The organism is Paracidovorax sp. MALMAid1276 (genome assembly GCF_049198005.1).
GTDB lineage: Bacteria > Pseudomonadota > Gammaproteobacteria > Burkholderiales > Burkholderiaceae_C > Acidovorax.
Genome location: NZ_JBMIRS010000105.1, coordinates 24,238 through 46,870, shown reverse-complemented (window position 1 = coordinate 46,870; position 22,633 = coordinate 24,238). Strand labels below are relative to the sequence as shown.

Annotated in this window: 20 protein-coding genes; 9 read left to right on the top strand and 11 right to left on the bottom strand. The window is 68.5% G+C overall.

The annotated features are described in order from the left end of the window. Window positions 1-38: 38 nt before the first annotated feature. Both ACOQFS_RS07345 and ACOQFS_RS07340 read left to right on the top strand, forming a co-directional pair. Window positions 39-755, top strand: coding sequence for a TetR/AcrR family transcriptional regulator (locus ACOQFS_RS07345; protein WP_421562246.1), 717 nt, complete (start codon window positions 39-41; stop codon window positions 753-755). A 68-nt stretch (window positions 756-823) separates the two neighbouring features. Continuing rightward, window positions 824-2,014, top strand: coding sequence for an amidohydrolase family protein (locus ACOQFS_RS07340; protein ID WP_421562245.1), 1,191 nt, complete (start codon window positions 824-826; stop codon window positions 2,012-2,014). A gap of 27 nt (window positions 2,015-2,041) precedes the next feature. Here ACOQFS_RS07340 and ACOQFS_RS07335 read toward each other — a convergent pair whose 3' ends face one another. Beyond that, complete coding sequence (locus ACOQFS_RS07335; RefSeq protein WP_421562244.1) at window positions 2,042-2,854, bottom strand: glycine zipper 2TM domain-containing protein; 813 nt, start codon at window positions 2,852-2,854, stop codon at window positions 2,042-2,044. A gap of 137 nt (window positions 2,855-2,991) precedes the next feature. After that, the gene (locus tag ACOQFS_RS07330; RefSeq protein ID WP_421562243.1) at window positions 2,992-3,948 is read right to left on the bottom strand and encodes a YihY/virulence factor BrkB family protein; all 957 of its coding nucleotides are present in this window, start codon (window positions 3,946-3,948) and stop codon (window positions 2,992-2,994) included. A 225-nt stretch (window positions 3,949-4,173) separates the two neighbouring features. Between ACOQFS_RS07330 and ACOQFS_RS07325 the strand changes: the two genes are divergently transcribed. The 3 genes from ACOQFS_RS07325 (at window position 4,174) to ACOQFS_RS07315 (ending at window position 7,710) form a co-directional block, all read left to right on the top strand. Further along, window positions 4,174-5,004, top strand: a complete 831-nt coding sequence (locus ACOQFS_RS07325) for an IclR family transcriptional regulator (protein ID WP_421562242.1) — start codon at window positions 4,174-4,176, stop codon at window positions 5,002-5,004. Between the two features lie 106 nt (window positions 5,005-5,110). After that, the gene (locus ACOQFS_RS07320) at window positions 5,111-5,884 is read left to right on the top strand and encodes an SDR family oxidoreductase (RefSeq protein WP_421562241.1); all 774 of its coding nucleotides are present in this window, start codon (window positions 5,111-5,113) and stop codon (window positions 5,882-5,884) included. Between the two features lie 149 nt (window positions 5,885-6,033). After that, entirely contained in the window at window positions 6,034-7,710 is a 1,677-nt protein-coding gene (locus ACOQFS_RS07315) for a long-chain fatty acid--CoA ligase (protein WP_421562240.1), read from the top strand. A 212-nt stretch (window positions 7,711-7,922) separates the two neighbouring features. Here the strand turns inward: ACOQFS_RS07315 and ACOQFS_RS07310 are convergent, their stop codons facing one another. The 5 genes from ACOQFS_RS07310 to ACOQFS_RS07290 form a co-directional block, all read right to left on the bottom strand. Further along, window positions 7,923-9,095 (bottom strand): ABC transporter substrate-binding protein, encoded by a 1,173-nt coding sequence (locus ACOQFS_RS07310; RefSeq protein WP_421562254.1) that lies wholly within the window; start codon window positions 9,093-9,095, stop codon window positions 7,923-7,925. A gap of 127 nt (window positions 9,096-9,222) precedes the next feature. Beyond that, window positions 9,223-9,930, bottom strand: coding sequence for an ABC transporter ATP-binding protein (locus ACOQFS_RS07305; protein WP_421562239.1), 708 nt, complete (start codon window positions 9,928-9,930; stop codon window positions 9,223-9,225). Next, complete coding sequence (locus ACOQFS_RS07300; protein WP_421562238.1) at window positions 9,917-10,681, bottom strand: ABC transporter ATP-binding protein; 765 nt, start codon at window positions 10,679-10,681, stop codon at window positions 9,917-9,919. The genes ACOQFS_RS07305 and ACOQFS_RS07300 overlap by 14 nt, the downstream gene beginning before the upstream one ends. Continuing rightward, window positions 10,674-11,723 carry a branched-chain amino acid ABC transporter permease gene (locus ACOQFS_RS07295; RefSeq protein ID WP_421562237.1) on the bottom strand — a complete coding sequence of 350 codons (1,050 nt, stop codon included), beginning with the start codon at window positions 11,721-11,723 and terminating at the stop codon, window positions 10,674-10,676. Before ACOQFS_RS07295 ends, ACOQFS_RS07300 begins: the two co-directional genes overlap by 8 nt. 2 nt (window positions 11,724-11,725) lie before the next feature. Beyond that, window positions 11,726-12,589, bottom strand: a complete 864-nt coding sequence (locus ACOQFS_RS07290; RefSeq protein WP_421562236.1) for a branched-chain amino acid ABC transporter permease — start codon at window positions 12,587-12,589, stop codon at window positions 11,726-11,728. 471 nt (window positions 12,590-13,060) lie between these two features. Here ACOQFS_RS07290 and ACOQFS_RS07285 point away from each other — a divergent pair, with 471 nt between their 5' ends. Together ACOQFS_RS07285 and ACOQFS_RS07280 are read left to right on the top strand one after the other, a co-directional pair. Then, window positions 13,061-14,224: a serine hydrolase domain-containing protein gene (locus ACOQFS_RS07285; protein WP_421562235.1), complete on the top strand. Its 1,164-nt coding sequence runs from the start codon at window positions 13,061-13,063 to the stop codon at window positions 14,222-14,224. A gap of 168 nt (window positions 14,225-14,392) precedes the next feature. Next, window positions 14,393-14,953, top strand: coding sequence for a shikimate kinase (locus ACOQFS_RS07280; RefSeq protein WP_421562234.1), 561 nt, complete (start codon window positions 14,393-14,395; stop codon window positions 14,951-14,953). A 42-nt stretch (window positions 14,954-14,995) separates the two neighbouring features. On the opposite strand, the gene ACOQFS_RS07275 is transcribed toward ACOQFS_RS07280, so the two are convergent. Continuing rightward, on the bottom strand, window positions 14,996-16,183 hold the full coding sequence (locus ACOQFS_RS07275) for an AAA family ATPase (protein WP_421562233.1): 1,188 nt from the start codon (window positions 16,181-16,183) through the stop codon (window positions 14,996-14,998). A gap of 182 nt (window positions 16,184-16,365) precedes the next feature. Between ACOQFS_RS07275 and ACOQFS_RS07270 the strand changes: the two genes are divergently transcribed. Beyond that, window positions 16,366-16,848 carry a VOC family protein gene (locus ACOQFS_RS07270; RefSeq protein WP_421562232.1) on the top strand — a complete coding sequence of 161 codons (483 nt, stop codon included), beginning with the start codon at window positions 16,366-16,368 and terminating at the stop codon, window positions 16,846-16,848. A gap of 33 nt (window positions 16,849-16,881) precedes the next feature. On the opposite strand, the gene ACOQFS_RS07265 is transcribed toward ACOQFS_RS07270, so the two are convergent. Then, window positions 16,882-17,283 (bottom strand): hypothetical protein, encoded by a 402-nt coding sequence (locus ACOQFS_RS07265; RefSeq protein ID WP_421562231.1) that lies wholly within the window; start codon window positions 17,281-17,283, stop codon window positions 16,882-16,884. Window positions 17,284-17,333: 50 nt separating this feature from the next. Continuing rightward, a complete protein-coding gene (locus tag ACOQFS_RS07260) occupies window positions 17,334-18,263 on the bottom strand; it encodes a LysR family transcriptional regulator (protein WP_421562253.1) in 930 nt (309 codons plus the stop codon). Window positions 18,264-18,436: 173 nt separating this feature from the next. Here ACOQFS_RS07260 and ACOQFS_RS07255 point away from each other — a divergent pair, with 173 nt between their 5' ends. After that, on the top strand, window positions 18,437-18,850 hold the full coding sequence (locus tag ACOQFS_RS07255; RefSeq protein WP_421562230.1) for a RidA family protein: 414 nt from the start codon (window positions 18,437-18,439) through the stop codon (window positions 18,848-18,850). Window positions 18,851-18,951: 101 nt separating this feature from the next. Here ACOQFS_RS07255 and ACOQFS_RS07250 read toward each other — a convergent pair whose 3' ends face one another. Then, window positions 18,952-22,497: a putative Ig domain-containing protein gene (locus ACOQFS_RS07250; RefSeq protein ID WP_421562229.1), complete on the bottom strand. Its 3,546-nt coding sequence runs from the start codon at window positions 22,495-22,497 to the stop codon at window positions 18,952-18,954. Between the last annotated feature and the right edge of the window lie 136 nt (window positions 22,498-22,633).

The following is a 22,633-nucleotide window of genomic DNA, read 5'->3' as shown; positions in this document are numbered from 1 at the left end:
GCCCGTGTGTGGGCCCGCCTCTTGCACCAAGACCCGCCATGCCCGCCACTCCCTCCAAGACCCGGACCACGGCCACGCGCGCCGCTTCCACCCGCAGAACGGGCGTGCGCGAGCAGGCAGCGCAGACAACGCGCGACAACATCCTGAAGGCGGCGACCAAGGTGTTCGCCCGTTACGGCTACGAGGGCGGCAGCGTGGAGAAGATCTCCAAGGCCGCCAAGTCCTTCGACCGGATGATCTACTACTACTTCGGCAGCAAGGAGGGGCTGTTCATCGAGGTGCTGGAAGAAACCTACCGGCGCATGAACGAGGCCGAGTCCAAGCTTGACCTGGATGCCGCCCGGCCCGTGGAGGCGCTGCAGGCCGTGATCCGCTTCGTGGTGGGCTACTACCGCAAGAACCCCGAATTCATCACGCTGCTCAACACCGAGAACCTGCACAAGGGCAAGCACATTTCCAAGTCGATGCGCGCCCGCGAGTACTCATCGCCCGCGATCGAGGTGATCCGCCGCGTGCTGGAAAGCGGCCAGGCGAAGGGCGTGTTCCGCAAGGATGTCTCGGCGCGCGACGTGTACCTGCTGATCGCGGCCACCGGCTATTTCTACATGTCCAACCGGCACACGCTGTCGGCCTTTCTGGGCGAAGACCTGGAAAGCCCCGAGGCCCTCGCGCACTGGGAGTCGTTCGTCATCGACACCGTGCTGCGCACCGTGGCGCCGGGCCCGAACCTCCCCAAGGGCAAGGCCGCGGGCTGATTGGATCGCGCGATGTTTTCCTGCGGGGTGCCGCGTGGCACCCCCTCAACACCCCACGAGGAGAATCCATGGCAGAAGCAGCAGCAGCGGGCGGCAAGTCGGGCAAGGTCGTCATCCGGAACATCGGTCTTTTGCTCTCGGGCGACCTGGACCGCCCCATCCTCGACGCCGACACCATCGTGGTGAACGATGGCCTCATCGTGGCCGTGGGCCGCGAGAAGGACTGCGACACCGACCATGCCAACACCGTGATCGATGCACGCCAGACCTGCGTGGCGCCGGGCCTGATCGACAGCCACGTGCACCCCGTGTTCGGCGACTGGACCCCGCGCCAGAACCAGATCGGCTGGATCGACTCGACCATGAACGGCGGCGTGACCACCATGATCTCGGCGGGCGAGGTGCACCTGCCCGGCCGGCCCAAGGACATCGTGGGCCTGAAGGCGCTGGCCATCACCGCGCAGCGTGCGTTCGACAACTTCCGCCCCGGCGGCGTGAAGGTGATTGCGGGCGCGCCGGTGATCGAAAAGGGCATGACCGAGCAGGACTTCAAGGACATGGCCGACGCCGGGGTGACGCTGCTGGGCGAGGTGGGCCTGGGCTCCGTCAAGGCGGGCTACGAGGCCCAGCAGATGGTGGCCTGGGCGCGCAAGCACGGCATCCAGAGCACCATCCACACCGGCGGCCCGTCCATCCCGGGGTCGGGCCTGATCGACAAGGACGTGGTGCTGGAGGCCGATGCCGACGTGATCGGCCACATCAACGGCGGCCACACCTCGCTGCCCTGGAAGCACGTGTGCGAGCTGTGCGAAAAGTCCTCGCGCGCCATCGAGTTGGTGCACAACGGCAACGAGAAAATCGCCATCCAGGCGGCGCGCGCGGCCATGGAACTCAAGTGCCCGCACCGCGTGATCCTGGGTACCGACGGCCCCGCAGGCTCGGGCGTGCAGCCGCTGGGCATGCTGCGCATGATCGCGCTCTTGTCGAGTTTTGCCGACATTCCCGCCGAGCTGGTGTTCTGCTTCGCCACGGGCAACACGGCGCGCATCCGCAACCTCAACTGCGGCCTGATCGAAGTGGGCCGCGCCGCCGATTTCGTCTTCATGGACCGCGCGCAGCACACCGCCGGCGCCACGCTGCTCGAAAGCGTGCAACTGGGCGATATTCCCGGCATCGGCATGGTGATGATCGACGGCCTGGTGCGCTGCGGGCGCAGCCGCAACACGCCGCCTGCCACGGAGATCCCTGTGGTGTTGTGATCCGGTGAGAGGCCGGTTTCTCAGGCTCTAGTACGAATCAGCCACGCGCACCGTGCCGGGCTGGGCGCGGGGGTAGGGTTCAGCGGCGCGGGTGGCGCCGTCGTCCACCCGAAAGCCATTGCCCTGCAGCACCACGGGCGTGCCCACGGCCGGGGGCTGGGCGCGCGTGAAGCGGCGCAGCGAACCGTCTTCCATGCGCACGGCCACCTGGTAGACGGTGTGCGTGCGCGCGCGCTCTTCCACCTTGTGGCCCACATAGCCGCCGCCCACGGCGCCCAGCACCGTGGCCGCGGTGCGGCCCGAACCCTTGCCCACCTGGTTGCCCACCACGGCGCCGAGCACGCCGCCCGCCACGGCCCCCACCCCTGTGGCGGGCGCCGCCTGCTGCACGGCCTGCACCGACTCCACACGGCCGCAGCTGCGGCACACGGGCGTCGCACGGTCGGCGGCGTACTGCACCGGTGCGGGGCGCGCCGCCCGCACGGGGGGTGCAGCTGACGCAATGGGCGTCACGGGCGCTGGCGATGGCGCATTTGCTATGTTTATTGCAGCAACATTTCCTTTACCAGAAAGCGCTAAAGGCGATTTTTCATCAATGATTTCGCTCTCCGGCGTGCGCGGAGTGGACGAGGGAGCTGCAGCGGCGGCCTGCGCCGCCGGGGCCCCGCCCGCCGGCGGACGTGTCTGGGCCCAGAGCGCCGCCGCCAGGGCGAGCACGCACAGCCCGAGTGCCGCCATCGCAGCCCACATCCAGCGCATGGACGCGGTGTGCGGAGCGACGGGTGCGGCGCCCATGGGTGCGTGGGGCGTGATCGAACGGGATGGAATGACAAGGGGCATGGGGCTCTCCTCAGGGGCCCGCAGGCCCGGTGATTGACTGCACGGCAGCGTACCTGCCCTCCGGGCCCTGGCCGCTTTCTGGCGTGTAAAGGGAGTAAGCGCCTGTGAAACACCCTGCGCGCGAGGGACGCTTGCCGTCAGGGGTTGCGCTCGCGCACCTCCTGGAAGGCGCGCGCGCAGCTGGCAGAAAACAGCAGCACCGCCGACGAGAAGAAGATCCACATCAGCAGCACCACCAGCGAGCCAGCGGCGCCATAGGCAGACACCACGGCGGCCGTGGACAGATACCACGCGAGCAGCTGCTTGCCCACCGTGAACAGGGTCGCCCCCACCACCGCCCCTCCCACGATGCAGCGCAGGGGCGGCTTGGGGCCCACGCCGATGCGCATGAGCCCCACGAACAGCGCCACCGCAAAGCCAAAGGCCACGGCTTCGTTCACCACTTGCAGGGCGGGCGCCAGGGGCAGGATGGCCAGGTGCGAACCGGCCCAGCTGGCCAGCAGGTTGATGACCGTCGACATGGCCAGCGACACCAGCAGCAGGAACCCCAGCGCCAGGACGTACGCGAGCCCCCTGAGCCGCAGCGACGCCATGCGCCACCACGCCGCGCGCTGCTGCACGGGCCCGTCGCCACGCCAGAGCTGGGACAGCGCAGACTGCAGCTCCACGAACACGCCGGTGGCACCCGACATCAGCACGACAAACCCCACCAGCGACGCCAGCCGGCCCTCCGAAGGCTCCTGCGCGCTGACCAGCGCCTGGCGCACCACGTCGGCCACCTGCTGGCCCATCACCGACTGCACCTGCGCGATCAGGCTGGTCTCCAGATAGCTGCGGTCCATCCACCAGCCCAGCACCCCCACCAGCAAGAGCAGCAAGGGGGCGAGGCTGAGCATGCCGTAGAAGGACATCGCAGCGCTCATGCGCAGGCCTTCGGCGTCCAGCCACAGTTGAACGGCGCGCCCGAAGGGCACGAGCGGGCGCCAGACCGGTTCCAGCCACCGCAGTGCGCGGCCAAGGGCCGTGGTGGGTGGCGGGGGCTGTGTGGCGGGCGCCGCATGCGGGGGCGCTGTGCGGGAGGAAGGAGCTGTCATGCAGCCAGCTTAGCGAAAGCGGGACCGGGCGCCCAGCCCCGGGTGACGGCTGTGCGGGTAGGCGGCGTCCCACACCGTAAAGCGCTGTTTGCGCTGGGGACACCGGGCATGAACCCTGCCCCCTCACCCCCTCACCCCCTCACCCCCTCACCGGCCGCAGGCGCTTGCGAGGACCAGACCCTGATGCGACAGCGCGCGCCAGAGGGGCCTCGACATAATGCGCGCATGCCCACCCAGCCCGCAGCCCCGCCCCGCCGCAGTGCCCGTGGTGCGGCGGCGAACGCATCGGCCAGCCCGGCGGACCGCCACTTCGTGACCGCGCTGGCGCGGGGCCTGGACGTGCTGGCGTGCTTTCGCAGCGGCGACGCGCTGCTGGGCAACCAGGAGATCGCCCAGCGCTGCGGCCTGCCCAAGTCCACCGTGTCGCGCCTCACGGCCACGCTCACGCGCATGGGCTATCTGATTCACCTGCGGGAAAGCAGCAAGTACCGGCTGGGCACGGCCACGCTGTCGCTGGGCAGCGCCATGCTGGCGCGCATGGACGTGCGCCAGGTGGCCCGGCCGCTGATGCAGGAGCTGGCCGACTTCGCCCGCGCCGAGGTCTCGCTGGGCACGCGGGACCGCCTGTCGATGATCTATGTCGAAAACTGCCGCTGCAAGACCACGCCTGCGCTGAGCCTGGACGTGGGCTCGCGCATCTCGCTCGTCACATCCGCCATGGGCCGGGCCTGGCTGGCCGCAGCGCCCGCACCGGAGCGCGGCGAGCTGCTGGCCCAGCTGGAGCAGCGCAACGACGCGCGCTGGCCCGCCCTGCAGCAGGGGCTGGACCGGGCGCTGCAGGACTACCGCAGCCTGGGCGTGACGACCTCGTTTGGCGAATGGCAAAAGAAGGTCAATGCCATTGCGCGCAGCTTTCAGCCCGGCGGCGGCTTGCCCCCCATGGCCATCAATTGCGGCGGCCCCGCATTCCAGGTGTCGCAAGAACGCCTGCTCGGCGAGGTGCGCCCCCGCCTCATCAAGATCGCGGCGCGCATCGAGACGGCGCTGTACCGCTGACTCCCACTGCATGCGTTCGAGCGCACGTGTGCGCAGAGTGTCCAACGTGACAGCCTGCAGCGCGCGCGCCCGCTAGCATGCCCGCTCACAGGAGGCAACCGACATCATGAGCGTGCGACAACTTTTTGACCTGACGGGCCAGGTGGCCCTGGTGACCGGCGGCTCGCGCGGCCTGGGCCTGCAGATGGCCGAAGCCCTGGGCGAGATGGGCGCCAAACTGGCGATCTCGGCGCGCAAGGCCGACGAGCTGGCCGATGCGAAGCAGCATCTGGAAGGCCTGGGCTACGAGGTGCTCACCGTCGTCAACGATCTGCAAAAGACAGAGGACATTCCGGGCCTGGTGGACCAGGTGCTGGAGCGCTTCGGCACCATCGACATCCTGGTGAACAACGCGGGCGCCACCTGGGGCGCCAAGGCCGAGGAATACCCCGACGCCGCCTGGCACAAGGTGATGGACCTGAACGTGAGCGCGCCGTTCTTCCTCTCGCGCGAGGTGGGCCGCCGCTGCATGATCCCGCGCGGCCAGGGCAGCATCATCGTCACGGCCTCGGTGGCCGGCCTCAAGGGCACGCCGCCAGGCATGAACACCATTGCCTACAACACGTCCAAGGCCGCGGCCATCCACTTTGCGCGCACGCTGGCGTCCGAATGGGGGCACTACGGCATCCGCGTGAACGCGATCTGCCCCGGCTTCTTCCCCAGCAAAATGGCCAGCGGGCTGATCGACAAGCTGGGCCCGGCGATGGTGGAGCGCACGCCCTTGCGCCGCATCGGCGGGGACGAGGACCTGAAGGGCGCGGTGGTCTTCCTGGCCTCCAACGCCTCTCGCCACATCACGGGGCAGAGCATTGTGGTGGATGGGGGAGCCAGTTTGATCTGAAGCCCCCCTGAGGCGCTGCGCGCCGCCCCCCGGCGGGGGGACGACGCCCTCGCGGCGGGGCGGCCCTTGCTTGGCGTCCAGCGCCTGGGCCGCGCCAGTTGCACCGCGCTGTGCCCCTATCGACCCACTGAGAAGAGAGTCCCATCTCCATGTCCGACCGCCACCTCGCCCATTGGCCCCCCGGCCTGTCGCGCCACCTCACGCTGCCGCAGACGAACCTGTTCCACAACGCCGAGGTGTCGGCCGCGCGGTATCCGGACAAGCCTTTCCTGGTGTTCTACGACACGCTGGTGACGTTCCGGCAGTTCCGCGAGCAGGCCGAGCACATTGCGGGCTTTTTGCAGCAGGTGTGCGGCGTGAAGGCGGGCGACCGGGTGCTGCTGTACATGCAGAACAGCCCGCAATGGATCCTCGCGTTCTACGGCATCCTGCGCGCCAATGCGGTGGTGGTGCCGGTGAACCCCATGAACCTGACCGATGAACTGCGCCACTACGTGCAGGACAGCGGTGCCCGCGTGGCCTTTGTGCCGCAGGACCTGCATGCGCAGGCGCAGCCGCTGGTAGACACTGCCGGCGGACCCGACACGCTGCAGCACCTCATCGTGGCCGCCTACAGCGACTACCTGCAGGTGCCCACCGACCTGCCGGTGCCGGCGTTCGTGAGCGCACCGCGCGAGGCCATCGATGCGCCGGGTGTCACGCTGTGGAGCGACATGCTGGCGCAGCGGCGCGCGCCCGGTCCGCTCACGGCGGGTCCGGACGACCTGTGCGTGATGCCTTACACCTCGGGCACCACGGGCCACCCCAAGGGCTGCATGCACACGCACCGCAGCGTGATGAGCACGCTGGTCGGCGGGGTGCAGTGGTTTGCGCGCACGCAGGACGCCACCTACCTCGCGGTGCTGCCGCTGTTCCACGTCACGGGCCTGTCGGGCAGCATGAATGGGCCGCTGTTCATCGGCGCCACCGTGGTGGTGCTGCCGCGCTGGGACCGCGACGCCGCCGCCCTGCTGATGCAGCGCTACCGCGTCAGCATCTGGCAGGCCATCTCGACCATGGTGGTCGACTTTCTGGCCAACCCGCGCATTGCCGACTACGACATCAGCAGCCTGCAGGCGATCCGCGGCGGCGGCGCGGCCATGCCCAAGGCGGTGGCGCAGCGCCTGAAAGACCTGACCGGGCTTACCTATGTAGAGGGCTATGGCATGTCAGAAACCATGGCCGCCACGCACATCAACCCGCCGCACCGACCCAAGCCGCAGTGCCTGGGCATCCCCGTGTTCGACGTGGACGCACGCGTGGTGGACCCGGCCACTTTCACCGAGCTACCTGCGGGCGAGATCGGCGAGATCGTGGTGCACGGCCCGCAGGTGATGCTGGGCTACTGGAACAACCCCGCCGGCACGGCCGAGAGCTTTGTCATGCTGGACGGCAAGCGCTTTCTGCGCACCGGCGACCTGGCGCAGGTGGACGAGGACGGCTACTTCTTCATGGTGGACCGCCTGAAGCGCATGATCAACGCCTCGGGCTACAAGGTGTGGCCGGCCGAGGTGGAGGCCATGATGTACGCCCACCCCGCGATCCAGGAGGTGTGCGTGATCGCCGCGCACGACGCGCGCCGGGGCGAGACCGTGAAGGCCGTGGTGGTGCTGCGGGACGCGTTCAAAGGCCAGGTCAGCGAGCAAGCCATCATCGACTGGAGCCATGAACACATGGCCGCCTACAAAAGCCCGCGCATCGTGCAGTTCGTGGACCAGCTGCCCAAGTCGGGCACGGGCAAGGTGCAATGGCGAGAGCTGCAGGATCGGGAGCGCGGCAGGCCTTGAGTGACCGTGCGACGAGACTCAGTTGCTCTTATTTTGATAGCTGTCAGCGCTTACCAGACAAGCGCTAGAGCACATTTTTGCTGAAATTTTTGCTTTGCAAAGATGTCGGGTGGCGCCCTGCGGGCTGATCCGACACGCGAGATGCCACCTGCGCCCGATCGCAAAAGGAAGCCCGCAGGGATGTACCCGGCGGGCTGGGTGCTGTGAGAGGCTTACTTGGCCATATCCGCCAGCTTCATTTCCTTCACCTTGCCGCCGTCCACCACGGCCACGCGGGTGTTGGCGGTGGAGCCGCCGCGCTCGTCCACGCCATTCAGTTCGTGCGGGTTGTTCTCGCTGGGCAGCGCCTTGAAGGCCTTGTCCAGCTGCGCGCGGATGGCCGTGGCGTCGGTGGTGCTGCCGGCCAGCTTCATCGCCATCGCGGTGGCGTGCACGGCCGTGTAGTTTAGGGACACCTCGCTGCTCGGGTCGCGGCCCGGGTGGGCCTTGCGGAAGCGCTCCACAAAGGCCTTGGTGACGGGCGAGCTGTCTTCCACCACCGGCAGCACGCCGATGGAGCCTTCCAGCGGGCCGTAGCCGCCGGTGATCTTGCCGATCTCGTCCATCTTGGCCTGGTCGATGATCACGAAGCCGCCCTTGAAGCCCAGCTCGCGCGCCTGCTTGACGACCAGGCCCGTGGGCTCGGACGCACCGCCGATGAAGAGCACGTCGGGCTTGGAGGCCAGCACCCGGCTCACGCCGCTGTAGAAGTCGGTGGCGCGGTTGTACGACATGGGGTTCTCGGCCACCACCTTGCCGCCAGCGGCTTCCCACGCGGGCTTGAAGGCCGCTGTCCAGGCCTTGGCGTAGTCGTGGTCGGCATTCGCGATGGCCACGTTCTTGCCGTACTTGCCCATGGCATGGTTCACGAAGGGCTTGATGTACGAGGTGAACTCCGGCGGGATGCGCAGCGTGAGCTTGTTGTTGCGCTCGGTGATCTGCGGCACGCTGGTGTAAGACAGCAGCAGCACCTTCTGCGCCTCGTTGGTCGCCATCACCGCAAAGCTGCCGCCGGAATGCGGCACCAGCACCACGGGCGCCTTGTGCTCCTGCACCAGGCGCTGGGTGTTGATCGCGCTTTCGCTGGGGTTGTACTTGTCGTCCAGCGCGACGACCTCCAGCTTGACCTTCTGGCCGCCCACCTCCAGGCCCTTGGCGTTGATTTCCTGCACGGCCATCTCCATGCCGCTGAGCACGTTCTTGCCGTACAGCGCGGCGCCGCCGCTCAAGGGGCCGGAGTAGCCGATCTTGACGACCTGCTGCGCCAAGGCGCTGTGGCTGACGCCCAGCAGCGCAGCCACGGCGAAGGCGCTGGCACCGAGGCGAAGAAGGGTCTTGCGTTTCATGGTCATGCTGTCTGTCTCCTTGGGTTTCTGAAAAAGCAGCTCTTGCGAGCCAGGGTCGTCAACGAGTGGCGTTGCAGGCGCCCGCACGGCCCCAGTGAGCGGCGCAACCGCTCAGGGGCATACGTGCCTATGCACCGATGTATGCGCGGCGCACTTCCTCGTTGTTCATGAGGGATTCCGGGTCGCCCTCCATCACGATGCGGCCGCTTTCGATGACGTAGGCGCGGTGCGCGATCTTGAGCGCCGCAAACGCGTTCTGCTCGGCCAGCAGCACCGTGGTGCCGGCCTGGTTGATGCGCTGGATGACCTCGAAGGTCTGCTTGATGACCAGGGGCGCGAGGCCGAGCGACGGTTCGTCCAGCAACAGCACCTTGGGCCGGCCCATCATGGCGCGGCCAATGGCCACCATCTGCTGCTGCCCGCCGCTGAGCGAGCCGGCCGGGTCGTCCTTCTTGTCGGCCAGGATGGGGAACAGCGCAAAGACTTCGTCCAGCACCTTCTTGCTGCCTGCCGCGTCGCCGCGGTGCACGTAGGCGCCCAGCATCAGGTTCTTCTGCACCGACATGCCCGGAAACAGCTTGCGCCCCTCGGGGCACTGCACCACGCCCTGCTGCACGATCTGCGAGGGCTTCATGCCCGCCAGTTCCTTGTCGCCATAGCGCACGCTGCCACCGGCCGCGCGGTGGATGCCGCTGATGGTGAGGAAGATGGAGCTCTTGCCCGCGCCGTTGGCGCCCAGCAGCACCACCAGCTCGCCTTGCTTGGCGTGCAGGCTCACGCCGTTCAGCGCCTGGAAGCTGCCGTAGTGCAGCGAGAGGTTCTCAAGCCGCAGCATGCTCGCTCCCCAGGTAGGCGTCGATGACGGCCGGGTTGGCGCGGATCTCGGCAGGCGTGCCCTCGGCGATCTTCTCGCCATAGTTCAGCACCATGATCTTGTCGGCCAGGCTCATGATCATGTTCATCTTGTGTTCGATCAGGCACACGGTGAGGCCGCTGGCCACCATCTTGCGAATGAGGTTGGCCAGGCCCTCGGTTTCATCGGGGTTCACGCCGCCGGCGGGTTCGTCCAGCAGCAGCAGGGTGGGCCCGGTGGACAGCGCCAGCGCAAAGGCCACACGCTTGCGCTCTTCCTGCGAGATGTCGCCGGCCATGCGGTGGGACAGGTGCGACAGGCCCACAAAGTCGAGCGCGTCGCGCGCCTTTTCGCGGCAGATGCGCTCTTCCTCGCGCAGGCGGCGCGAGTTGCACAGCACGTCGAGCAGGCCCGAGCGCGTGCGCAGCCGGTGGCCCACGATGAGGTTGTCCAGCACCGTGGCCATGTCGAACAGCGCCGTGGTCTGGAAGGTGCGGGCCACGCCCAGGCGCGCCACCTCGTCGGTGCGCAGCGCGGTCACGTCGCGCCCTTGCAGCGTGATGGTGCCGGAGCTGGGCCGGTGCACGCCGCTGATGAGGTTGAAGAAGGTGGTCTTGCCCGCGCCGTTGGGGCCGATGATGGCGTTGATCTTGCCGGGCTCGATGGTGGTGCTGACGTCGTTCACCGCCGCCAGGCCGCCAAAGGTCTTGGTCAGGTGGTCGATCTTAAGCACGCTCGCCTCCTGCAGCGGGGGCCAAGGGCGCCGCATGGGCACCGTGGCCCTGCGGTGGAGGCGCCACCGCGGCAGGCGGCTGGAGAGGCGCCTGCTGCTGCGCCGCGCGGCGCGCACGCCAGCCCAGCCAGGTGCCCACGATGCCGTGGGGCAAAAAGATCACGAGCAGCACCAGGATGGGACCGAACACCAGGAAGCGGTACTCCTGCAGGAACTGCAGGTACTGCGTGAGCCACGGCATCGCCAGCGCCCCCAGCAGCGGCCCCAGCAGCGTGCCCAGGCCGCCGATGAGCATGTACATGGTCATGTCGAAGGTGTGCTCCACCCCCGCCACGCCGGGGCCGATGAAGCGCACATAGCCCGCATACAGCCCCCCGGCCAGCCCGGCATAGAACACCGACAGCATGAACGCCAGCACCTTGTTGCGCATGAGGTTGATGCCCAGCGATTCGGCGAGCTCGTCGCCGTTGCGGATGGCCATGAAGGTGCGGCCCAGCAGCGAGTTCACGATGCGCCGCATGGCCCACAGGCCCACCGCCAGCCAGAAGAACGCCAGGTAGTACAGCGCCAGCGGCGTGTCGAACGTGATACCGCCAATCGGGGCGGGCGCGGGAATGCCGATGATGCCCACCGTGCCGTGGGTGAGGCTCTCCCACTTCTCGATCACCAAAAACATGATGTAGCCCACGCACAGCGTGAAGATCGAGAAGTAGTGCCCCTTGAGCCGGAGCGACAAGATGCCGATGAAGAACCCCAGCACCGTGGTGACCACACCCGACAGTGCAAACGCGATCCAGAACGGCACCTGGTGGTCCACCGTGAGGATGCCCACGGTGTAGGCCCCCACGGCCATGAAGCCGCTGTGCGCCAGGTTGAACTGGCCCGTGTAGCCGGTGATCAGGTTCAGGCCGATGGTGGCGATGGCGAAGATGTAGGCCGTGCCCATCACCGTGAGGTGGTAGTCATTGCCCGCGAGCAGCGGAAACGCCAGCCCGGCCGCAAACAGCAGGGCCCAGCCCCACTTGCCTTCGAGGTATGCCATGGTCAGTGCGCCCCCTTGGTGAACAGGCCCTGGGGCCGCACCGACAGGATGGCCACCAGCAGCACGAACGCGATGATGTCCTTGTAGTCGGTGGAGATGTAGAAGGCGCCGAAGCTTTCGGCAAAGCCGATGATGAGCCCGCCGATGATGGCCCCGGGCACCCTGCCCATGCCGCCCAGGATGATGATGACGAAGGCCTTGGTGATGACCAGGTGCCCCATGGCCGGGTACACCAGGTTGATGGGCGCATACAGCGTGGCCGCCACCGCCGCCAGCACACCCGAGATGGCGAACGTGAGCATGGCCACGCGGTTGGCGTCGATGCCCACCAGCGATGCACCGTCGCGGTTCTGCGCCATGGCGATGATGGTGGAGCCCGTGACGGTGCGCGTGAGGAACAGGTGCAGCACCACCATCAGCACCAGCGCGGCCGCAATGATCAGAAGCCGCTGCACCGGCGCCGTGACGCCAGCCAGGTCGATGATGCCGGTGTACGGCGTCTGCATGCGGTGGAAGTCCGCGCCCCAGAGGGCCTGCGCGCCGGCCTCCAGGAACAGCAGCACGCCGATGGCCGCGATCATGGGGTGCAGGCCCGAGGCCTTGCGCAGCGGGTGGAACACCAGCCGCTCGGCCAACACGCTGAGCAGCGCCACCGCAGCCGCCGAACCCGCCATGGCCACCCAGTAGTTGAAGCCCCACGCGGCCATCAGGTGCCAGGACACAAAGGCCCCGGCCATGTAGAACGCGCCGTGCGCAAAATTGGGCACGTGCAGGATGCCGTACACCAGCGTCAGGCCCAGGGCCACCAGGCTGTAGATGCCGCCCAGCGTGAAGCCGTTGAGCACCTGCTGCAGGAACAGGTCCATCAGGCGCTCCCTTCCGCTCGCAGCGCGCAGCGCTGGCCCGGGCTGCAGCGCTGGCCCGGTCGGCAGCGGTGGGCCGCGCCACGCCACGGCGCGGCGGGTTGCAGCGGGGTGCCAGGGGCGTTCCCCGGGGGGCGTCTGTCCATCGTCCTGCTCCTCAATGTTTGCAATGTCGTGCCGTGCGCCGGGGCATGCCTGGCGCGCCCTTTTGCGCGATGCCACTGTGTACAACGGGCCTGCTTTCAGCTTAATTTCGATGGCCGCACAGCCCAACCGGCAGTTCTGCAGTGCAGAACAATTCAGGGTAATCACCCAGCGATTGGCCGACCGCCCAGTCATCTGCGCGACTGCAACGCGCGCTGCGCGGCCCCCGGTCTGCACACGCCCCGTGCAGGCTGGTACAAACACACCCTCCACCTGCACCCACGCCTGCCCCTGCTTGCCGCCTCTCCGGCCCACCACCCTCATCCCACCATGCACACCCCTGCCCTCACCCGATTGCGCCTTGCCCTGCAAACCCTGGTCGACCAGCGCGTGCTGCCCGGCGCCGTGGCCCTGGTGCACCACCGGGGCCGCACCGTGCTGCACGAGGCCGTGGGCGCACTGCGCCCGGGCGCGGACGGCGCGCCCGGCCCCGCCATGGCGCCCGACAGCCTGTTCCGCATCTATTCGATGACCAAGCCCGTGGCCTCGCTCGTTGCGCTGATGCTGATGGAAGAAGGCCGGCTGCTGCTGTCGCACCCGGTGGCGCACTACCTGCCGGCCTTTGCCGGGCAGCAGGTGCGCGACCCGGCCACGGGCAGCCTGCGCCCCGTGCGGCGCGAGGCCACCGTGCACGACCTGCTGCGCCACACCGCAGGCCTGAGCTATGCCTGGGGCGAAGGCCCGGTGGACGAGGCCTACCGCAGCGCACGCATCGGTTCGCGCAAGCACGACAACGCCGCGCTGGCGGCGGCCCTGGGCCCGATGCCGCTGGTGCACGAACCCGGCACCACCTGGGAATACAGCCGTGCCACCGACGTGCTGGGCGCCGTGCTGGAGGTGGTGGAGGGTGCGCCCCTGTCCACCATCCTGCAGCGCCGCGTGTTCGAGCCGCTGGGCATGCGGGACACCGGCTTTCATGTGCCGCCGCAGCAGCTACCCCGCCTGGCCGAAGCCTTTGCCCGCGACCCGCAGACCGGCGCCGACGTGGCGCTGATCGACGTGTCGGCCGCGCCCACCTTCGAATCCGCCGGGGGCGGGCTGGTGTCCACGGCCAGCGACTACGCCCGCTTCCTGGAGCTGATGCTGGGGCGCGGCACCGCGCCCGGCCCCGACGTTCCGCAAAACACCGTGCGCCTGGCCAGCCGCTCCACCGTGGACTTCATGACCGCCGACCACCTGGGCGCGCACATCGGCACGGCGGGCGACATCCTGCCCCCGGGCTACGGCTTCGGCCTGGGTGTGGCCGTGCGCCGGGCCGCCGGGGTGGCCACCAGCCCCGCCAGCGCCGGCACCTACAGCTGGAGCGGCTTGGGCGGCACCTTCTTCTTCGTCGACCCCGCCGAAGACCTGTTTGCCATCTTGCTCACCCAGGCACCCGGCCAGCTCATGCAGCTGACCGAGCTGTACCCCGCACTGGTGTACGCCGCGCTGTAGGCTGTGCACCCCCTGAGCGGCGGCGGCCGCTGGCCTGGGCCGCGACAGTTGCAGCCGACCGGCCCTCGCCCCCCTGCGGCTTACACTCGGCGTCCAGCTGCGGGGCGCATGCAGCACGCCTGCTGCGCCACTCGCGGCCGTCCATCAGACCCCTTTTCTTCCATCGCTATGCAGATCCGCTGCGCACTGGTCGGCATGCCCGGCTCGGGCAAATCCACCATCGGCCGCCAGCTGGCGCACCGCGCCGGCGTCCCTTTCATCGACGTGGACCACCGCCTGGAACAGCACCTGGGCATGAGCATCCGCCAGTTCTTCGAGGCCGAGGGCGAGGCCCGCTTTCGTGACGAGGAAGCCGCCCTGCTCGCGCACCTGGCGCAGCAGCCCGGCGGCAGGGTGCTGTCCACCGGCGGCGGCGCCGTGCTGCGCCCGGACAACCGCAGCGTGCTGCGCCGCTTCGGCCACGTGCTGTACCTGCGCGCCTCGGCCGAAGAGATCTACAAGCGCATCAAGCACGACCGCAGCCGCCCGCTGCTGCAGGTCGGCAACCCGCTGGACAAGCTGCGCGAGCTGTACGCCCAGCGCGACCCGCTGTACCGCGAGACGGCGCACTTCGTGATCGAGACCGGGCGACCCACGGTGAGCACGCTGGTGAACATGATCCTGATGCAGTTGGAGATGGCGGGTGGGGCGGGGGATGGGCCGGGTAGCGACGCCCACGTGGCCCCATGATCGTCACCGTGCCCAGACGGCCAGATTCGCCATAGGGCGGGCTCACTCATCGTCTGGCAACAAACGGCCCTGCCGCGAGCGCGGTGGCCATGTGCCAGCACCCACGCGCATCTGAAACCAGCGGTGCATGGCAGCGTCCTCCACGGCGTATTCGCCGCGCGCCGATTTCCACACCACGGCGGGCGTGCGCTGCCGCAGCGATTCCAGCGCCTTTTGCGCTTGCTGCACGCTGACCGGCCTGCCCAGCTTCTCCCGGTAGAACCGCAAAGCCTCTGCGTCGTAGGGGCGAAAGCGCGGTCCCAGGTCCAGCATGCGCCACAGGACCAGTTGCTCTACCGGCTTGAGCCCCAGGTAGTCGGACTCCATCTGCGCTTCGTCCTGCGCCTGCTGGTCCAGCGCAGCCTGTTGCAAGGCCGGCTCGAACCGTCCGCTGTGGCCTGACAAGGGGCTCAGCACAGCGCCCATCGCCGCCATGAAAAACTGCGGCCTGTGCCCGAACGCGGCAAACGCCTCCTGCAGCGCTGCCCGGTCCACCGGCACCAGGTCCGGCCGCTGGGCCTCCACCAGCCCGGCAACATGGGCAATGAAATCCGTGTCTAGCGGTGGCAAGGCCTGGATCTGCGACCCATAAAACGGTGCGCCCGCGCTCACCACCAAGCGCAGCAGCTTGTCGCGGTCGGAGCCCGACATCACCAGCATGAGGTTCACCTGACCGGGCCGATTCATCTGGTCGCGCGCTGATTTCAACGCCGTCATCGCGACCTCGCCAGCCTCGCTGGTCAAGGCGTGCTGGGCCTCGTCAACGATCAGCGCCACGGGCCGGTCGGCGGCCTCGCGCAGGCTGCGCAACGCATCGACCAAGGTCAGGCCATCCAGCTGGCCGATCTTGCTGGTGTCGATGTCCAGCGCACCTGCCACTTTGACGCTTTTGACGCCGGCCTTGCGGGCAGCGCGCGCCACCACCCCCAGGTGGGCTTGCAGGGCCTGGCCGATGGCCTCCGCAATCAGCGCCCCAGGATCCCTGCGCGTATCGGCCCACAGGTCCACATACACCACGACCACCCCCGCCTCCCGCAAGGCAGGGGCAAGGTCTCCCTGCAGAAAGGTGCTTTTGCCGGTGCGGCGGGGCGCGGCCAGAAACAGGCCGTTGTGCGCGTCACCCAACAGCAGCCGACCTTGCAAGGCCTGAACCAGCTGCTTTGCCAGCGCTGTGCGGTGGAATGCGATCATGCAATTACCTACGTTTATTCCATTTTGGATATTTTATCTTCCCATGGATATAAAAAGATAGTTTCCTCGGCCATCCCATCAAGGCACCATGGGACCAGGTTGCCGTCCCCCCAGCGAAGCGAGAAAGACTCCATCGGACGAGTACCACCCGTTCCCCCGTTTTCACTGCGGAGATCCATCCCATGTCCCCCAAAAACACCATCTGCCTCTGGTTCAACGGCACCGCGCTGGAGGCCGCCAGGTTCTACGCCGCCACCTTCCCCAACAGCGCCGTGGGCCGCGTCATGCATGCGCCGGGCGACTACCCCGTGGGCCAACAGGGCGACGGGTTGACCGTGGAATTCACCGTACTGGGCATCCCGTGCCTGGGGCTGAACGGCGGCCCCACCTTTCCGCAGACCGAAGCGTTTTCATTTCAGGTGGCCACGGACGACCAGGCCGAGACCGACCGGTTGTGGAATGCCATCGTAGGCAACGGTGGACAGGAGAGCGCCTGCGGCTGGTGCAAGGACCGCTGGGGAGTCTCGTGGCAAATCACGCCCCGGGTGCTGACCGAAGCCATCCAGGGGCCCGACCGCGCTGCGGCCAAGCGGGCCTTTGACGCGATGATGACCATGCGCAAGATTGACATCGCGGCGATTGAGGCAGCGGTGCGGAGTGCCTAGCGCGGCCGGGCACCCACCAGGTAAGCCATCACTTCAGCAAATGCTTCCGCCGATGCTCTTGCCGGTTTTCAGGTCGAAGCCGAAGTAGCAGCTGTGGTTGCTCGCTGAGTAGCGGATGCATTCCAGTTGGTCCCTCCTGCGGACCCGGGTGGTGGCGTCGGCTCCGCACACGTCTTTCGCGTCCGGGCCCATACGATCGAACAGCTCCCGTGCGGCAGCGCCCTGCACGTGGAAGGACACCTTGGCCTCTTGCCCCGTGGGCGGGGCCGGATCGCCCAGGCCGCCGGAATACACGGCCATATGCGCCTGGATGGGCCGATAGCCGAAGGCCCAGTCGGCGGCGATGGCAAACATGCCGGTGCCCGCCGCCAGCAGCAGCACCGCCGCGGCGGCCGCAGGGCGACACACCTTGGACTGCGTCATTGTCTTGTTCATTTCTTGCATACCCGGGATTCTGAACCCGCATGGCGGCCACACCGATGCGCTCAGGGCCGCGCGCCATGCCCCTGCACAGGCGCATGCACCGCCATCAGCCCCACCACCCAGTCAATGAACACGCGCACCTTGGCACTGACGTGGCGATGGGGTGGGTAGGCCACGTACAGGGGCATGGGGTCCAGCGTCCAGCCCTGCAGCAGCGGGACGAGCTCACCGGCCGCCACGTGGGGCCGGGCCATGTAGTCGGGCAGCCAGAGCACGCCCAGGCCGGCCAGACCCGCGGCCAGGTAGGCGTTGCCGTCGTCCACGGCGCAGATGTCGTGGCCCTGGGCCTGCACACGTTCGGGGCCGCGGCGCATGTCAAACGGCAGGGACCGGCCGGTGCGCGCCCACAGGAACCCCACGGTGCGGTGGTGTGGGCCTTGCAGCGCGCTGGGGTGGTCGGGCGTGCCTGCGCGTTGCAGGTAGCTGGGGGCGGCGTACACGCGCAGTTCCAGGTCGCCCACATGGCGCGCGACCAGGGCGGGGTTGGTCAGGGCGCCGCCGCGCACCACGCAGTCCACGTTGTCGCCGATTAGATCCACCGGGCGGTCGCTCACGCCCAGGTGCAGCAGGATCTCGGGGTACTGGGCATGGAACGCGGGCAGCGCGGGGATGAGGACCAGGCGCGCCAGCGGGCTGGGCACGTCCACCCTCCGGCGCCCCCGGGGTGCGGCCGATGCGCTGGAAAGGCTGGTCTCCGCGTCGTCCAGCTCGGCCAGCAGGCGCACCACGCGTTCGTAGTAGGCGGCACCGTCGGCCGTGACCTGCACGCGCCGGGTGGTGCGGTGCAAGAGCTTGACGCGCAGGCGGGCTTCGAGCTGCTGCACCAGCTGCGTGGCGGTGGTGCGACTCATGTGCAGCGTCAGCGCGGCTTTGGTGAAGCTGCCGGTCTCCACCACACGGGCAAATGCCAGCATGGCATCAAAGCGGTCGATGGCGGGCCCCGGTTGGTCGTTGAAGGATTGTTTGGATTTTAAGAACAGTGGTGCGTGCAGTTGCGTGTTTATCGGCGTGGCGGGCGCTTCTACAGTTCCTTCATCGCATCCGATCAGCGATTCATCCATTCATCGATCCATCCGTCGATGAACCATGCAACCAGGAGCTTTTCATGACCCAGCGTGATGTTGTTTTCCCCTCCGGCCGCCAGGCCCTGTACGAGCGCCACCGGTATTCGCCGGCTGTCCGCGCCAACGGATTTTTGTTTGTCTCGGGCCAGGTGGGCAGCCGCGAGGATGGCTCGCCAGAGCCGGAGTTCGAGGCCCAGGTGCGGCGGGCCTTCGACAACCTGAAGGCGACCTTGCAGGCCGCCGGCTGCGGGCTGGACGACATCGTGGATGTGACCACCTTCAGCACCGACCCCGAGCACCAGTTCGAGACGCTGCTGGCTGTGAAGGACGAGGTGTTTCCCCGCGCGCCCTACCCCAACTGGACGGCGCTGGGCGTGAATTGGCTGGCCGGGTTTGACTTCGAAATCAAGGTCATCGCAAAACTGCCCGACGGCGCTGCACCCGCACGGCCGTGAAGTACCGGTCTGAGCTTGGATATTTTTGAATGAAAACAGGCTCCAGCGCTTGATGGTCGAGCGCTGTCAGCTACCAAAATAGTAGCATCAAAGCCCTTGCACTAGCGCCGGCCGCGCGCTGCACGGCCGCGCTGCCAGGCAGCGGCGCCCAGCACGGCCAGCGTCAGCCACAGCGGCAGCCCGTCTCCCACGGGCACGCCGATGGTCCCGCTGCCGGCGCCAAAGCCCGCGCCCCCCGCATCCACCACGGTGCCGTTGGCGGCCAGGTCGTCGTCGCCCAGGCCGCCGTCGGCGATGCTGAAACTGATCGCTGCGCCCGCCACGGTGGAGGGCACGGTGTACCAGTGCGGTGTGGCGTTGCCTGCGGTGGGCCCGTACTTCCAGTATTGCGCTGCGCCGGGCAGCGCGCTGGGGTAGGTCACGGTGAACTGCAGCGTGCTGCCGGGCGTGCAGCCCGTGGTGGCAAAGTCGAACAGCCCGTGCAGAAACTGCACACCCTGCGGTGCCGAGCCCGCTGGCGGGCTGGCCGCATGCCCGGCCAGCGGGATGAACTGCGCGCTGGCGAACACGCAGGCCGCGCCCCCGCCGGTGAAGCTGGCGGTGATGGCGCCGCCGCCTGCGGGCGATGCGCCGGTGTAGGTGCGGCTGGCCACGACCTGCAGCGTGTAGGCCTGGCTGCCGGTATACGTGTTGCCGCTGTGGTCGGTGGCGGTCACGGTGAAGCTGTGGCTGCCCGCGCCGCCAGGTGTGCCGCTGAGCACGCCCGCCGCGCTGAGTGTCAGGCCGGGCGGCAGCGCCCCGGCGGTGACGGCAAAGCTGTGGGGCGCAATGCCGCCGGTGGCGGCAAGGGCCTGGCTGTAGGCGGTGTGGGCGGGCGCATCGGGCAGTGTGACCGGGGTGATGGCGACGGTGGGCGCGGCCACCGTGAGCGCCACGTTGGCGCCGCCGCTGAAGGGGCCGGTGCCGGTGCTGCTGTCGGTGGCCGACAAGGCCAGGTTGAACACCCCTGCTGTGGTGGGCGTGCCTGACACCGTGGCGGTGGTGGCCGTCGTGGCGGTCACCGACAGGCCCACGGGCAGGTTGAGCACCTGCATGCCGGTGTAGGGCGCGGCGCCGCCGCTCCACGTGTAGGTGCGGCTGAACGCGGTGCCCACCGTGGCGGTGTCGGCCCCGGCGGGTGTGGCGACGATGGTGGGCGCGCTGACGGTGATGCTGACCGTGGCGGGGGCCGAGGTGCCTGCGCCGTTGGTGGCGGTGTAGGCAAAGCTGTCGGGCCCGGCGTAGCCCGCGTGGGGTGTGTAGGTGATGGTGGTGCCACTGACCGTGGCCGTGCCGTGCACGGCCGGGGTGGTGATGGCCAGCGCGCTGGGCGGGCCGCCGCTCAGGCTCAGCGGCACGGTGTTGGCCGACGAGTTGTGGGCCACCGTGTGGGCCGAATTGCTCGCCACCGGCGTGGCCTCGGCCACGGCCACGGTGTAGGCGGTGGTGGTGGTGTAGGGCCCGGTGCCGGTGCTGCTGTCGGTGGCGGTGATGCTGAAGTTGAAGCTGCCCGCCACCGTGGGCGTGCCCGTGAGCGCGCCGCCCCCGCTGAGCGCGAGGCCGCCCGGCAGGCTGCCCGCCGTGACCGCGTAGCTGTACGGCGCGGTGCCGCCCGAGGCCGCCAGCGTGGCGCTGTAAGCCACGGTGCGCGTGCCGCCGGGCAGGCTGGCAGGCGCCAGGCCGAGCGTGGGCGGCCCCACCAGCAGGGTGTAGGCCTGGCTGCCCGTGTAGGGGCCGGGCGCGGCGCTGGTGTCGGTGGCCGTGATGGTGAAGTGGAAGGTGCCGCCCGCCGTGGGCGTGCCGCTGAGCAGGCCGCCGGGCGCCAACGTGAGGCCCGCCGGCAGACTGCCGGCCGTGACGGCAAAGGTGTAGCTGCCCGAACCGCCGCTGCCGGACACGGCTTGGCTGTAGGCGGCGGCCACGGCAGCGCCAGGCAACCCACCCGGGCTGACCGAGACGGGGACATCGTCGTTGGTGATGGTGCCGACGCCCTGGTTGTCGGCCATGGTGGCGTTGGTGGCGCCGCTCAGGTTGACGAAGAAGGTTTCATTGGCCTCGGGCTGGGTGTCGCCATTCACCAGCACGGTGATGGTGAGCGCCGTCTGCCCCGGGGTGAAGGTGAGCGTGCCGCTGGCGGCGGTGTAGTCGCCCGGCTGGGCGGCCGTGCCATTGGCCGTGGCGTAGTTCACCGTGACGGTCTCGCCGCTGGCGGGGCTGAGCGTGACGGTGAACACGGCGGCGGTGGTGCCCGCGTTGCCTTCGACCACGCTCACATCGTTGATGGACAGGCTGGGCAGCGGGTCGTCGTTGACGATGGTGCCCATGCCCTGGCCATCGGCCACGATGGCGCCGGAGACGTTGGTGACGTTGACGAAGAAGGTCTCGTTCGGCTCGCGCAGGGTGTCGCCCTGCACCTGCACGGTGAATATGTAGCTGCTGCTGCCGGCCGCTATGGTCTGGCCGGTGAGGCTCCGGGCCACGTAGTCCACGCCCGCCACCGCCGTGCCGTCGGCGGTGGCAATGTCGAAGCTCACACCACCGGCGCCAGCAGGCGCGCTCAGATTGACCGTGAAGACGAAGTTGGTGGTGCCAGCGTTGCCTTCGTTGGCTGACACATCGGTGATGCTGAGGGTGGGCAACGTGCTCACCGTGAGGGTGTAGTTTTCCAGCTCGAAGTACACGCCCGGCCCGGCGCTGGAGTCCGTCACGCGCAGCGTGACCGGGTAATTGCCCGGGGCGGCCGCCGTGGTGCCGCTGACCACGCCGCTGCCCGACAGGGAGATGCCGGCCGGAAGGCTCCCCGTCTCTATTTGGTAAATGTAAGGAGCCACCCCGCCCGATGTGGCCAGCGTTTGCGAAAACGGCACACCTTGCCCCGCCGTACCGCTGGGCGTGGTCAGGGTCAGCGTGGGGTTGGCCACGGTGCCGGTGTAGCCTTTGTCGGTGTGCTGGGGCGTGGGTGTGGTGGCGTCGGTGGAGCGCACGCTGAACGAGTAGCCGCCGCGCTGGGTGGGTGTTCCGCTGAGAACGCCGCCCGCGCTCAGGCTCAGGCCCACAGGCAGCACGCCACTTTGCAGCGCATAGGTGTAGGGTGCAAGTCCGCCGGACGAAGACAGGGATTGCGAGAACGCCGTTCCCGCTTTCAGCGCTGGCAGGGTGCCCGGCGTGACCGTGATGGGCGAGGCCGACGCGGTGATGGTGATCGTGACCCGCACGTCCCCGTCGCCGTAGTAGGACCCATCCGAGAACTCGAACACATCGGTGCCGCCAATGCCGCTGGTGCCGTTGTGGCTGTAGTCCAGAAACCACTGCCCGCCGGTGATGCGCAGCGTTCCGGTGCCGTGGTCCTCAAAGTCCGGCGGGCCATAAGAACCACCATCCACCAGACCGCTGCCAGCAAACCCGATGTTGTAGGCGCAGTCCGAAATGTTGATCGTGACCGAGCCACCGCTGGTGACCGTCGCCGTCTGGGGCGGGCACTCGGTCGACGTGTGCTGGGCTGCGGCCCGCCCCGACCAGCCCAAGGCCAGCGCAAGCGCCATGAACGCACCCACGCGCGCAGCCCAAAGGCTGAATCCGCGCCCCGAAAGCCCAGGAAGTCGCAGCATGGAAATGTGGGTGCCCCGTCGTGATGTGTATGGGAAGGCATCGGCGCCACAGGCCACCCGATGCCGCAGTTGCCGCCTCCGCACGCGGTGCCAATGCGCGAGCCGCAGAGGCGCAGGCACGGCCAAAGCCTTGCAG